The sequence below is a fragment of the Marinilactibacillus piezotolerans genome (assembly GCF_900114235.1).
In the GTDB taxonomy this organism is placed as follows: domain Bacteria; phylum Bacillota; class Bacilli; order Lactobacillales; family Carnobacteriaceae_A; genus Marinilactibacillus; species Marinilactibacillus piezotolerans.
Map to the genome: position 1 here is coordinate 1 of NZ_FOSJ01000020.1, position 12,939 is coordinate 12,939.

The window sequence follows — 12,939 nt, forward strand, 5'->3', positions numbered from 1 at the left end:
GCTTACAAAAGATATTGAACCGCCGTATACGGAACCGTACGTACGGTGGTGTGAGAGGTCGACAAGTCAATTAATGGCTTGTCTCCTACTCGATTGAACTTACATATTTTTGTTTTTCGGTGTATTGTTGTTATTATTATTAGATTTGTTTGATACTTCATCCTTAGCTTCTTTAGCTGTACGGGCAACGTCAGCTTCAGCACTCATTGTTTCGTTTTTGATTTCTTCAGAAGCAGAATGTAATTGTTCTTTTAAGTCTTTAGCTGTTTTAGCTAAAGTGATTTTGATATTATCCGATGCTTCACTTGCTGCATGTGACACTTCTTCAGACTTAGCTTTCGCCATATCTGCATAATCGCTTGCCATTTCTTTCTTTTCACCGAATTTTTTTGAAATATCATTTCGTGTTTCTTTACCACTTTTAGGTGCGAATAATATTGCTAATGCTGCACCAAAGATAGCGCCTTTAATAAATTTCATAATTATTTCCTCCTAATATTAAGTTTGAATCTTTCTTTCCCTTCATTATAACGAAAATGTTTACTTTTTAAAACGAGAAACACTTATGAAAATTGATATAGTTTGAAGATGATTAATATGAAGTCAAGTATATATCAAATTTTTACAAAAAAATATATTTTATTATTAGTATTATACTTATAGATCCTTATTGTTAAATAAGGTGCGGAGAAAAGCCTGCGCATAATGAAGCAGAAATTTCCCAACATAATAATGTATTGATTAAGTTTTCATTAAAGCTTAAGTCTCTTTATTTTCGAGTCGAATATTTCAAAATTTCCACAGTAAAAAATGATCAATTATTTATTCAGGTGGATGACAAATTTGATCAGAAGCTTTTTGATTTCTTCAAAATACAAATCCATAATATTACTGTTCATTTCAATATCCTTCTCAGCACTGCAATACTTTAAATCTTTATCAGAGAGACTCTATAGAAGATATAGTAAATTTGTTATAGTATCTATGATGGAACTGACAAAGTGATTTTCAAATTTAGTAAAAAATTAGTTTTAAAATTCATTTTAAAAAACTGAGTATATCTATATTTTAGTAGAGATGCTTAGTTTTTTTGGATTGAATTTAATAATTTATTACTTCGGGTACTTTTTTATTACGAGCATTACTATATATTATTATTGATATAGATGGAATTCCAAGGGGGCAACGGAGCGTTGCTCCCCTAAAGTATGTGTTTTAGTGTATGATGAATACTTAAAGAGCAAAGTGCTAATTTTTTGGAGATGTTTTAGAAATCTTGATGTTAAAAATTTCCTGTTATACAAATTGGAGCTTATAAAATGACGTTGTTATATAATTATCTGTTTGTTACAATATTAATTAGTGAAAAGAGTGGAAAATATAAAATATCTTTTTGCTTTGCTGATTTATTAAAAAGGAGGAACAAAGATGAGTGAAGAAGTAGAGGTAAGTGAAAACAAAGGGTTTCCATGGGTGGCAATGGCAGTTTTTGCAGTTGTTATTTTAGGAATTGCAGCATTACAGATTTTCACCATGGATACAACTGGTTTAGAAGAACTAGAGGGAAATTCAGGGGCTTTAGTTGCTGGTGGTGTGATAGGGGGAATAGTTGGAGCGATAGGTGCTTTTATTGTTTTGAGTATACAATACGCTTTTACCAAGTTTCCTACACAATGGATTTCTAAAGAAAAAAATGTCTATAAGTATGATATCTGGGCAGCTTTATTTTATTCTACTGCAATTGGAACAGTGATGAACTTTTTGATACAACAACTTAATTATCAAGAGAACTTGATTGTGGGAATAATTGTCAACATTATTACGACTGTACTCTTTTTATTCTTCTACTTTTCAGGTGAAGAAAAAGAGCAACATATCAAAAAGGCAATCACAATTGTCCAAGTAGCGTGGCTTGTAATTGGAATAGTCTTGAGTATAGCTTTTAATGCTCTTGCTTCAAATATGTTGGGCTAATAGAAAGTAGGGAAAAAAGATTGAAAAAAATAGATGAAAATTCACCGACTCGTTCACTGTTGAAACGGGTCGGTGAAAAAAAAGGTTTAATTACTGTTGGTATTATTATTGTACTTATGATTCTGTTTTTTATTATTCAGTTTTTCCAGAATTCCGATCTGGAAAGTAATGCAGAAGAAACGTATTCGGTACATATCGTTAGAGAAGAAGATCCGATTTTATTTGACGGAATAGTCCAAGCTTCTGAAGTTCAAGAAGAGTATTACGATGCATCAAAAGGCGTGATCGCTGAAGTACTTGTGGAAGATGGGCAGGAAGTTGAAGCGGAAACAGAATTATTTACTTATACAAATGAAGAAAATCAGCAATTATTGGATGAACAGAATCGTCAGTATAGTCGATTAAAAGAACGTCGTTCAGAAGCAGAAACAGAACTCGCCAACGCCAAAGACGCGTTGAGTACAGCCAATGCAAATATAGAAAAAAGCAACCAGACTGCACAAGGACCTGCTGAAACAGAGGAAAGTATGGATGCGGGATTCGAAACTGCACAAACTGATTTAATGGAGTATGAGTCAGATAAAGCAGAGGCAGAAGCCACAATCGAAAGTGCTGAGATGAGTATAGATGAACTGAACGATCAAATGGAAGATATCGAATATGAGATTGAAACGTTGAGGGAAGACATTACCACAACAGTTACAGCTGATTTTTCAGGTGTTATTGAAGTAACTAACACAAACGCTTCTACACTTGCATCTAGTGAAGAACCAGTTGTTCGTTTATTATCTAAAGATGTTAAAATCGAAGCCACTGTTTCTGAATATGATTATGACAAAATCAAAGAAGAAAGTCCTGTAGAAATCAGTTTAATGAGTTCTGATAAAGAAATACCGGGAAAAATTACTCAAATCGGTTCGCTGCCTATGCAAGCTAGTGCGGAAGGCTCAACTTCTTCAAGATATCCATTTACAGTTATACCAGAAGAACCCATTCAATATGGATTTTCAGTTCAGGTCGGATTTAGTGAAGGCGCCATTTATCTTCCCCAATCTGCTGTTGTCGAGGAAGAAGATGGAACAAAAATCGTCTTTGTAATAATTGATGGAATCGTAGAGCGTCGAGAAATCGAAACCCATAAAGAAAGCAATTTCTATGTTTTGGACTCTGGATTGGAAGTGGATGAAGAAGTACTGCTTGACCCGAATCCTGAACTAGCAGATGGGGATGAGGTTATGGTGATGTATGATTAAGTTAGAAAAAATCGGGAAATCTTATAAAGCAGATAATGAATGGATTCCCGTACTGAAAAATGTTGAAATGGAAGTAAACCAAGGCGATTTTCTAGCAATTATGGGCCCATCAGGATCTGGAAAGTCAACGTTATTGAATCTGATTGGGTTTGTTGACCGAAATTATGAAGGTAATTACTTCCTGGAAGGGAATATTGTCACTTCTAAAAATGATGCTGACTTGTCTAAACTTAGAAACCAGCGCGTAGGTTTTGTATTTCAACAGTTTAATCTAATAGAGACTTTAACAATTGAAGAAAATGTAGAGTTGCCATTGTTATATGATGGATGGAATTATCGAGAGACTAAAAGTAAAGTATTGGAACTATTGGAGAAGCTGGGCATTGGAGATAAAGGAAAGAAAATGCCGAAACAGCTCTCAGGTGGTCAACAACAGAGAGCAGCAATTGCCAGAGCAATCATAAATAATCCTGACTTTATTTTAGCGGATGAGCCAACTGGTGCGTTAGATACGCAAACCTCTAATGACATTATGAATGTGTTCAAACAGTTGAATGAAGAAGAAGGGGTTACGATTATTTTAGTTACGCATGACCCGACAACGGTCAAGTATTGTAACCGTGTGGTTCATATGCAAGATGGCATACTGACCGAAGAAGTGAGGTGAAGACATGAACCCGTTAGTGTTTTTTAAAGGGGCATGGAATGCACTCCTTAAAAATAAAAAACGAAGCTTTTTAACAATGATCGGAATCGTAATTGGAATCGCTGCGGTCAGTACGATCATGTCTATTGGAAGAGGATTTGAGAACTATGTTTTAGACTCTTTGAATCCTGATGAAGGAGAACTGTTAACCGTTGATATTCAATTTCAGGCAGATGATCCAGATTGGATGCTTGAAACGAATGAAGATCTATTTACTGATATGGACATGCGAATGATTGAGAATGTACATGGCGTTCAAAGCGTAGAGACGATTAACATAAATTCAGAATATGCCTCATTTGATACTACGATTGACGGAGAAGAGAATTATTTGGAAGCCTCTCTAATAGAAGACAGCGGTAGTCCTGTCGTAGCAGGAAGATCACTTGATTCTATCGATAACGAAAGAGAAAACCGAGTTGTTGTGGTACCTTATTCGCTTATCGAGAGCCAATATGCATCAGAAGAAGCAGCTTTAGGGAAAGGGGTATCGCTTGGGGATCAGCTGTATACAATCGTTGGAGTATCAGAAGGGGATGTTGACGCTTCGGGTATTCTCGCTGGGTTTCTACCGCAAGAGATTGAAATTCCAAAAAGCAGTTATAATCGCTATCATGAAGAGGATACCATTGAAGATCAGATTAGTATAACAGTTGCCAGAGGCTCTCTTCCTTCAGATGTTGCAGAAGAGAGTGTGTCACTATTAGAAGAAGAAGGTACAATGAGAGATAGAGGAACCTATACTCATTTTGATATGTCTGCTTTAGATGATGGGTTGTCTCAAGTTCTGAGAGGAATTACGCTATTTATCGCAAGCGTTGCTGGAATCTCCTTATTTATTGCCGGAATCGGCGTTATGAATATGATGTATATTTCAGTATCCGAACGAACAAAAGAGATTGGTATCCGTCGAGCTCTTGGAGCTTCTCAAAAGAGTATTCGAGCTCAATTTGTACTAGAAGGTGTTATGATGACAAGTATTGGTGGAATATTCGGCTATTTATTTGGCTGGTTATTCTCTTCTATTGCTTCATTCTTTTTACCGTTTTCTACTGGATTAGATCTATTTACAATTCTTGTTTCGATTGGTGTTTCCGCACTAGTGGGATTGATTTTCAGTTATGCACCAGCAAATGCAGCAAGTAAGAAAGAAATTATTGATATCCTTTAACCTTGAAAAACTAGATAGAGAAAAAGGGGAATTCTGAATGAGGCTTATATTCGTTTTCTAGTCAATCAATTTTCTAGGGATCTTAAAAACCAAACCAAACAGCTAACCTTTTTGTTTGTCGTTCTTATGTTTTTACTGATCTTACATGAGTATCCTGATTTGTTGGTCTTAACGTATGTAGTGATTTATCCAATTAGTTATATTGTGATCAACTCTATTCGATATTTTTATGGTAAAAGTAAGAATAAGCAAGCAGCAAATGAATAAGTAATTATTTGTTTAAGTTAAAGTATTTCACTTTTTGAGAAAAGTCTTTTGTATGGATGTCCATTTAGTAAAATTGATTAAGCGTACTGATTTAAATTCAGCTGAAACCAAGTAACCATTTGAAAAAGATCGAATAATTATGAAATGGATTATTCGATTCTTTTTTATTTAACTAGTATGCTTTACAAACTAGTGGGAGTGAGGTACTCTATAATTAACTAGTATGTATTACAACTTAGATTCCGTAATCTGAACAGAGGTGACAAATTGAAAAAAACGCAGTTATTAAAAGGTGTGCTTGAAGGATGTGTGCTACTGATCATCCAGGAAAAAGAAGTCTATGGATACGAGTTAGTCCAGCAGTTAAAGCTTTCGGGATTTACAGATATTGTCGGAGGAACAGTCTATCCATTACTACAAAAGCTTGAAAAGAATGAATTGACAACTAGCGTCAAAAAGCCATCTAAAGACGGACCAGACCGTAAGTATTATCAGATTACACCTAAAGGAAAAGAATACTGCCAAGAATTTATTCAGAACTGGCAGGAGTTGGAATCTAGCGTCCATAACTTGATAGACAAAGGAGGAAAAAAAGATGACAAAAACGCAGGAAATGATCCAGCAAAATAATGAATTGAGAGAGCAGTTGAACACGGAGAATAAAACGTACTATGAAGAAATACTAATTTATATGAGGTTAAGAGACTGGTTAAAAGATGAGGAAGATATAGAGTCAAAATTACTGGAAATCTTACAAGATATGATTTCTGCTCAAAAAGATGGTATTTCTGCAAAAGAGTATTTTGGTCAAGAACCTAAAGCAACGGCAGATGAGATACTTTCAAATGTTCCAATCAATTGGTTAGATGGGCTAAAAATATTGGGACTAGTATTTGGGATTTCAATTTTTTTCTCCATTCTTTCTAATTTATCTGCTGACCAGTATAAAATCAATCTACTTCAGTTAATCGTTCATTCCGTAACGATAGGTGCAGGAGTAATTATTTGTTTATCTATTTTGAAAAAAAGCACATTTGAGAAAGAAAAAACAACTACTAAGTTGGAAATTTTACTATTCGGTGCAACCTTTGTAGGAGTAATAGGGATCTTTATTGCATCCCCTTATTTCATTTCGGAGGCATGGACAATTGTTTTGCCTAAAGAAGCTGCTTTAGGAATGATAACACTAGCCTCCGTAGGGGTAACATGGAAAGTTTATAGCCTTCCAAAAGGAGAAAGACTATTATGGTCTGGTTTTTTACCCATTATTTGGTTATTCGTTCTTTTAGCTTTCTTGAACTATTTTCCTGCAAGTTCAGATTGGGTTCAATCTTCAAATGGTAAAGTAGTCGTGGTTACCGGAGTGATATTGGGACTAATCATTAATTATCTAATCGGTTTCTATGCGATTAAAAAGATGGATGTTGACTAAAAGAGTATCTTTAAAAGGATTATATCAGTCAGCTTCTATAAATATTGGTGCTTCACATACAACTAATTACTATAAACCATTATACTTAAATACTGGAATAAACTTTTAAGTTGAAAATAAAGAGGTTGAGACAAAAGTCTCCTTTTAACAAAAACTTGTAAATCTAGACAAGTAGAAACACCGTCAAATCTAGGGTTAAAATTCCTCGATTTAACGGTGTTTTTATTTTTGGCTAGTTTTGTCCAAGATTCTTTTATTGTTTAATTTGAATAAACTTGATAATAGAGAATCCAATCATAAGTATGAAAAGAGCAACAGATATACAAGTCACAATAAAAAATGCAATATAATAAGATCCAATAGCACTAGTTTGATTAGTTATGTAGTCACCGATAAAAGGGACAATTAATAATGCTATACTCATAATGATTTCTATTGTTAATACTAAGCCTTTTTTCATTTTTCATTCTCCTCACTTTTTGATATTACTTACATAAAAAGTATACGATTTAATTTGAATAGAATAAAGCAACAAATCGTTGCTTCTTATTTTAACGCAAAAATTATGATAATCTTTGCATTTATTGCAAAAATATAATGTTAAAAGGAACACCTCATTTACAGAAACTAAGCAAATGAGGTGTTCCTTTACAGTCCTTGATTATTTGCATAAGTAAACAAATTATCAGTTAGTGTTCACCCTTTTTATTGACACCATACGTTATTCTATCCTTTTTTGAGCATATAGCACAGGCGAGTTTTAAGTCATGTGGTACGATTCTATTGAAGAAATATGCCTGCTGGGAACGTAACCGATCATTTTATAGATGATCGTACATATCTTAACTCTTTTTTTAGGAAGGTCATTTATAATGTAATTAAGATAATAGAAACGTTTTTGTGAGTGTATATTATAGGAGGACGATGATTTGGAAATTGGAATTGATAAAATAGGGTTTTATACACCGGATGTATATATAGATATGGAAAAGTTAGCTGAAGCTAGAGGAGTGGAACCAGCTAAATATACGATTGGAATCGGACAAGAAAAAATGGCAGTAGCGCCTTTGTCACAAGATGCAGTATCAATGGCAGCCAATGCAGCGCTTGAAGTGTTAGATGAAGAAGATAGAGATGCAATTGATTTTGTCTTGTTTGGAACAGAATCAGGGGTAGATCACTCAAAATCAGGTGCAGTTTGGGTCCATCATTTAACGGGTATTCAAAAATATGCTCGTTCAGTTGAATTAAAACAAGCTTGTTATAGTGCTACTGCCGCAATCAAGATGGCTATGGGTCATATTTCATTGCATCCTGAAAGCAAAGTCCTTGTATTGGGAACAGATATTGCAAAATATGGACTCAATACTGGTGGAGAGCCGACTCAAGGAGCAGGAGCTGTTGCAATGGTATTGTCTGCTAATCCGAAAATCCTAGCAATTGATACAGATAGTGTATCCATGACAGAAGACATTTCCGATTTCTGGCGTCCGCTGCATTCTGATTATGCTTATGTAGATGGAAAATTCTCTAACCAAGCTTATTTAAACTTTTTAACAGATGTCTGGAGTCAATATAAAGAAAGAAACAACCGCAATTTAAGTGACTTTGAAGCATTATGTTTCCATGTTCCTTATACTAAAATGGGTAAAAAAGCATTAAAAGCTTTAACAGAAAATGCTTCAGAAGAAGATACTGCTCGTCTGATGGGATATTATGAGCCGAGTATTTCTTACAATAAGCAAGTTGGGAATATTTATACTGGATCACTTTATTTAAGTTTGCTTTCTTTACTGGAACAAGGACCATTACTAGAAGATAATGCGCGTATTGGTCTGTTCAGTTATGGTTCAGGAGCTGTTGGTGAGTTTTTCAGCGGAATTGTAAAACCTGGATATAAAGAACATATGCTGAAAGAAGAACATGAAGCATTACTAAACAATCGACGCGAATTATCTATTAAAGAATACGAAGAAATTTTACAGCAATCTTTACCTAAAGATGAAACAGATATTGAACTGGATAGTGAAGCATCTAGTGGAACGGTTATCTTAAGTGGTGTTCGTGCGAACATTCGCGAATATAGTAAAAAGTAAGTAGACGATTCTGATGGAATGAAAAATTTTGCTAACTAAAAGGAGTGCATACTTTTATGCAAAAAGTATATATAGCAGGGGCAAAGCGGACGCCAATCGGTTCGTTTCTTGGTGCACTGAAAGATGTTTCAGCTGCTGACTTAGGAAAAACAGCTATCCAAGGCGTTTTAAACCAAAGTGGTGTTGATCCAACTGACATAGATGAAGTATCTTTAGGAAACGTTCTTTCAGCTGGTCAAGGTCAAGGTGTTTCCAGACAAGCTTCTATCAAAGCCGGTATTCCAGAAACTACGCCAGCTTATGGAACAAATATGGTCTGTGGGAGTGGCTTGAAAACTGTCATGAATGCTTTTATTGGCATTCGTGCGGGAGAATATAATACAGTTGTGGCTGGTGGGACAGAATCTATGAGCCAAGCCCCTTATCTTATTCCTAACAGAGCTCGGACTGGTATCAAGATGGGAGGTTTTCAGGCGATAGACCATATGGTGCATGATGGATTGACAGATGCTTTTGAGGGTTATCATATGGGGGTTACTGCGGAAAATATTGCCGAACAGTATGGAATCTCACGTGAAGATCAGGACGCCTTTGCATTTGATTCCCAGAAAAAATCGCTCGAAGCACTGGATAATGGTTTATTTAAAGAAGAAGTGGTTCCTGTAGAGTATACAACTAGAAGGAAAGAACAGGTTATTGTTGATACTGACGAATATCCTAATCGTAAAGCCAATCTTGAAAAAATGAGTTCACTTAGACCAGCGTTCAAAAAAGAGGGTACGGTAACAGCTGGAAATGCTTCTGGGCTGAATGATGGTGCCAGTGCAACCTTGATTGTTGGAGAAGACTATCTGCAAGAAAAATCTGTTCAACCATTAGCTGAAATTGTCGCAATTGGACAAGGCGGCGTTGATCCATCGATTATGGGGATGGGATCTGTTCCAGCCATTAAACAAACATTGAAGAAATCTGGACTATCTTTTGGTGATATAGATGTATTTGAATTGAATGAAGCCTTTGCTTCTCAAAGTTTAGCGGTAGTGCATGAATTGTCTGAAGCGTTCAAAATAGACAAAGAAACACTAATTGCTAAAACAAATATGAGCGGTGGTGCCATTTCCCTCGGTCATCCCATTGGAGCAAGTGGAAATCGCATTTTAGTTACTTTGCTGTATACATTAAAACGTAAAGGCTTGAAATATGGAATAGCTTCTTTATGTATCGGTGGCGGCATGGGTGCGGCTGTTATTATCAGAAATATAGATATCGACTAAGTTATATAATCATAAAAATAGAGGATCATCAATTGAGATGATCCTCTATTTTGGTTTCTTCAGGTTATTTTTCTGCTTTTTCAGCTAATAAATCGCGAATTTCTGCAAGATATTCTTCAACTGTTGGGGCTTTTACAGGTGTATCTTCAGGAGCTGGCTTATTTTTCTTAGTCAAAGTATTGATGACTTTAACAACAATAAACAATGCAATTGAAATAAGGAAGAAATTAATAATGGCTTGTAAAAAAGCGCCATATTTGATTGAGGCAGAACCTATTTCCATAGTTAATTTTTCTACATTTGCTTGTCCAGTAAGGGCAACAATAAGCGGCATGATAATGCTGTCTACTAGCGCAGTTACTATTGCAGTAAAAGCTTGCCCCATAACGAGACCGACTGCCAACTCAATAACATTGCCTCTAGCAATGAATTCTTTAAACTCTTTGATCATATTTTTAAAAATTCCTTTCAAAAAAATAAAATTATCTATCTTTCGTCTTTAATATTACTGAAGGAAAGGAGCTATTGCAAATAAGAAGAGAACGAACTGGTTTTACGATAACTTTACACAAAATTGATAGAAAGATAGGGAGAATAAAAGATATACTAAATTGCTGTCAGATAATCACCAAGTAAAAAGGAAGATTGCTTGTGTAAAAAACAGTTAATGTTCGGTTTTAGGCGTGTATTTTTTGTAAAATTTCTAAAATATACTGTAGACATTTGTATTGTCGGATGTTACTATTCTTATGGAGCTACAATATGCACATTTGAAGAATGCCGTTGTTTTATACTTAGTTAAAATTAGGAGGAAAAATTTTGTCTAAAAAATGGTTAAAAGGTTTAGGTATTACTTTCGCATCAACACTTGTACTAGCAGCTTGTGGAAACAGTGACGATAGTGGTGAGTCAGCTTCTGAAGGAACTGACGGAAACGTGCAGATTGATGAACTATCAGTACAATTCGTACCTTCACGTGATCCAGAAGAAATCGTAACAGCTACAGAACCTCTAGAAGGAATGCTGATTGATGAAATGGCCGAATTAGGGTATGATATCGATAGCGTAAAAATCGATGTAGGAACAGATTATGAAGCTGTAGGAGAAGCAATGTCTGCTGGATCTGTAGATGTTGGATTCTTACCTGGTGGAACTTATGTTTTGTATGATGATGGAGCTGAAGTAATTCTGACAGCAACTCGTGCAGGATTGAGTAATGACTCTGAAGATCCTGCAGAATGGAACGCTAATAAACCAACTGAACCAACTGATGAACAAGTAACGTACTATCGTTCAATCATGGTGGCAGGACCTTCTGAAAAAGGACGCGAACTTGCAGACAAAGTTAATAATGGCGAAGAATTAACATGGGAAGACTTGGATTCAGCTTCTTGGAGTGTTATGAGTTCATCTTCATCAGCTGGATATATATATCCAACGATCTTTTTACAAGAAAATTATGACAAATCATTATCTGACTTGAGTCAAATCTCTCAAGCTGATTCTTATGGTACTTCAGTTTCTCGTCTAGCAACAGAACAAGCAGATGTAGCAGTAATGTACGCTGATGCCCGCCGCGATTATGTTGAAGACTGGGAAGATACTTTTGGTGGTACTGCAAGTATCTGGGATCAGACAGATGTTATTGGTGTAACACCTGGAATTTACAATGATACAATCAGTGTAAGTAAAAATTCTGAAATTATGGATGATGATTTAAAAGCAGCATTGCAAGATGCATTTATCAATATCGCTGGAACTGAAGAAGGAAAAGAAATTATTTCCATCTATTCTCATGAAGGATATGAAAAATCTGAAAGTTCTGACTATGATGTTGAACGTGAAGCTCAACAAATCTTAAGAGATTTAACAAACTAATATAAATTAATCAAACTTAATACTCAATAAACTAAAGAACAAGCTGGGAGTTTTTTTCTCCTGGCTTTCTTTTTGAGTATGTCTTAGAAAGGACAAAGTGAATTATGATCGAATTTATTAATGTAAATAAAACCTATCCGAATGGGGTTACTGCATTAAAAGATGTGAATTTGAAGATTGAACAAGGTGAATTTGTTGCGATTATCGGATTATCTGGAGCGGGTAAGTCTACTTTAATTCGCTGCATCAATCGTATGCATGATATTAACGAGGGAACCCTTAATGTCAATGGTGTAGATGTAAGTAACTTAAAAGGAAAACAAATCCGTACTTTCCGCCGTAAGATTGGCATGATTTTCCAGTCATTCAATTTAGTAACTAGAACCAGTGTTATTAATAATGTTCTTGTTTCTTCTGTACCAGAACTTCCCTGGTGGAGAAAGATTTTAGGGCTATTTCCAAAAGATAAAAAAATTGTTGCATTGGAAGCATTGGATAAAGTTGGAATTTTGGATAAAGCTTACAATAGAGTAGACCAACTATCTGGTGGACAACAACAACGTGTAGCTTTAGCACGTACGCTTGCGCAAAATCCTTCTGTTATATTAGCGGATGAGCCAGTAGCTTCTTTAGATCCTGTAACAGCTAAAGTGGTTATGGACGATTTCAAACGAATCAATCAAGAAATGGAAATGTCTATTTTGATTAATATCCATCATGTTGAATTAGCTTTAGAGTACGCAGATCGTGTAATAGGAATTCGCAAAGGTGAAATAGTATATGACGGTAAATCTGAAGATGTTAATCAAGAAGTGTTAAATAACATTTACGGAAGTATCACAGAAGTACCGCATATGAATGATTCTGAAGAAGCAGAAGTGTAAGGAG

13 protein-coding genes are annotated in these 12,939 nt (G+C 35.3%); 10 read left to right on the top strand and 3 right to left on the bottom strand.

The window, feature by feature from the left end; genetic code table 11:
* Positions 1–99 precede the first annotated feature (99 nt).
* Positions 100–480 carry a YtxH domain-containing protein gene (locus tag BM212_RS06305; RefSeq protein WP_091897350.1) on the bottom strand — a complete coding sequence of 127 codons (381 nt, stop codon included), beginning with the start codon at positions 478–480 and terminating at the stop codon, positions 100–102.
* Positions 481–1,428: 948 nt separating this feature from the next.
* Here BM212_RS06305 and BM212_RS06310 point away from each other — a divergent pair.
* The 6 genes from BM212_RS06310 (at position 1,429) to BM212_RS06335 (ending at position 6,803) form a co-directional block, all read left to right on the top strand.
* Positions 1,429–1,974, top strand: a complete 546-nt coding sequence (locus BM212_RS06310) for a hypothetical protein (protein WP_091897353.1) — start codon at positions 1,429–1,431, stop codon at positions 1,972–1,974.
* 20 nt (positions 1,975–1,994) lie between these two features.
* A complete protein-coding gene (locus tag BM212_RS06315; RefSeq protein ID WP_091897356.1) occupies positions 1,995–3,227 on the top strand; it encodes an efflux RND transporter periplasmic adaptor subunit in 1,233 nt (410 codons plus the stop codon).
* Positions 3,220–3,894: an ABC transporter ATP-binding protein gene (locus BM212_RS06320; protein WP_072693750.1), complete on the top strand. Its 675-nt coding sequence runs from the start codon at positions 3,220–3,222 to the stop codon at positions 3,892–3,894. The genes BM212_RS06315 and BM212_RS06320 overlap by 8 nt, the downstream gene beginning before the upstream one ends.
* Before the next feature lie 4 nt (positions 3,895–3,898).
* Positions 3,899–5,104 (top strand): ABC transporter permease, encoded by a 1,206-nt coding sequence (locus tag BM212_RS06325; RefSeq protein ID WP_072693751.1) that lies wholly within the window; start codon positions 3,899–3,901, stop codon positions 5,102–5,104.
* Between the two features lie 534 nt (positions 5,105–5,638).
* Entirely contained in the window at positions 5,639–6,001 is a 363-nt protein-coding gene (locus BM212_RS06330; protein ID WP_072693752.1) for a PadR family transcriptional regulator, read from the top strand.
* Complete coding sequence (locus BM212_RS06335; RefSeq protein ID WP_091897360.1) at positions 5,967–6,803, top strand: DUF1129 domain-containing protein; 837 nt, start codon at positions 5,967–5,969, stop codon at positions 6,801–6,803. Before BM212_RS06330 ends, BM212_RS06335 begins: the two co-directional genes overlap by 35 nt.
* 253 nt (positions 6,804–7,056) lie before the next feature.
* On the opposite strand, the gene BM212_RS06340 is transcribed toward BM212_RS06335, so the two are convergent.
* Complete coding sequence (locus tag BM212_RS06340) at positions 7,057–7,263, bottom strand: hypothetical protein (RefSeq protein ID WP_091897363.1); 207 nt, start codon at positions 7,261–7,263, stop codon at positions 7,057–7,059.
* A 469-nt stretch (positions 7,264–7,732) separates the two neighbouring features.
* Here BM212_RS06340 and BM212_RS06345 point away from each other — a divergent pair, with 469 nt between their 5' ends.
* Together BM212_RS06345 and BM212_RS06350 are read left to right on the top strand one after the other, a co-directional pair.
* Positions 7,733–8,899: a hydroxymethylglutaryl-CoA synthase gene (locus BM212_RS06345; RefSeq protein ID WP_091897366.1), complete on the top strand. Its 1,167-nt coding sequence runs from the start codon at positions 7,733–7,735 to the stop codon at positions 8,897–8,899.
* A 56-nt stretch (positions 8,900–8,955) separates the two neighbouring features.
* Positions 8,956–10,173 (top strand): acetyl-CoA C-acetyltransferase, encoded by a 1,218-nt coding sequence (locus tag BM212_RS06350; RefSeq protein ID WP_091897369.1) that lies wholly within the window; start codon positions 8,956–8,958, stop codon positions 10,171–10,173.
* Positions 10,174–10,237: 64 nt separating this feature from the next.
* Here the strand turns inward: BM212_RS06350 and mscL are convergent, their stop codons facing one another.
* Positions 10,238–10,624 carry a large conductance mechanosensitive channel protein MscL gene (gene mscL / locus BM212_RS06355; RefSeq protein ID WP_177206364.1) on the bottom strand — a complete coding sequence of 129 codons (387 nt, stop codon included), beginning with the start codon at positions 10,622–10,624 and terminating at the stop codon, positions 10,238–10,240.
* Between the two features lie 368 nt (positions 10,625–10,992).
* Here mscL and BM212_RS06360 point away from each other — a divergent pair, with 368 nt between their 5' ends.
* Entirely contained in the window at positions 10,993–12,051 is a 1,059-nt protein-coding gene (locus BM212_RS06360) for a phosphate/phosphite/phosphonate ABC transporter substrate-binding protein (protein WP_072693758.1), read from the top strand.
* A 104-nt stretch (positions 12,052–12,155) separates the two neighbouring features.
* The gene (gene phnC / locus BM212_RS06365; protein ID WP_091897372.1) at positions 12,156–12,935 is read left to right on the top strand and encodes a phosphonate ABC transporter ATP-binding protein; all 780 of its coding nucleotides are present in this window, start codon (positions 12,156–12,158) and stop codon (positions 12,933–12,935) included.
* The last annotated feature ends 4 nt before the right edge of the window (positions 12,936–12,939 follow it).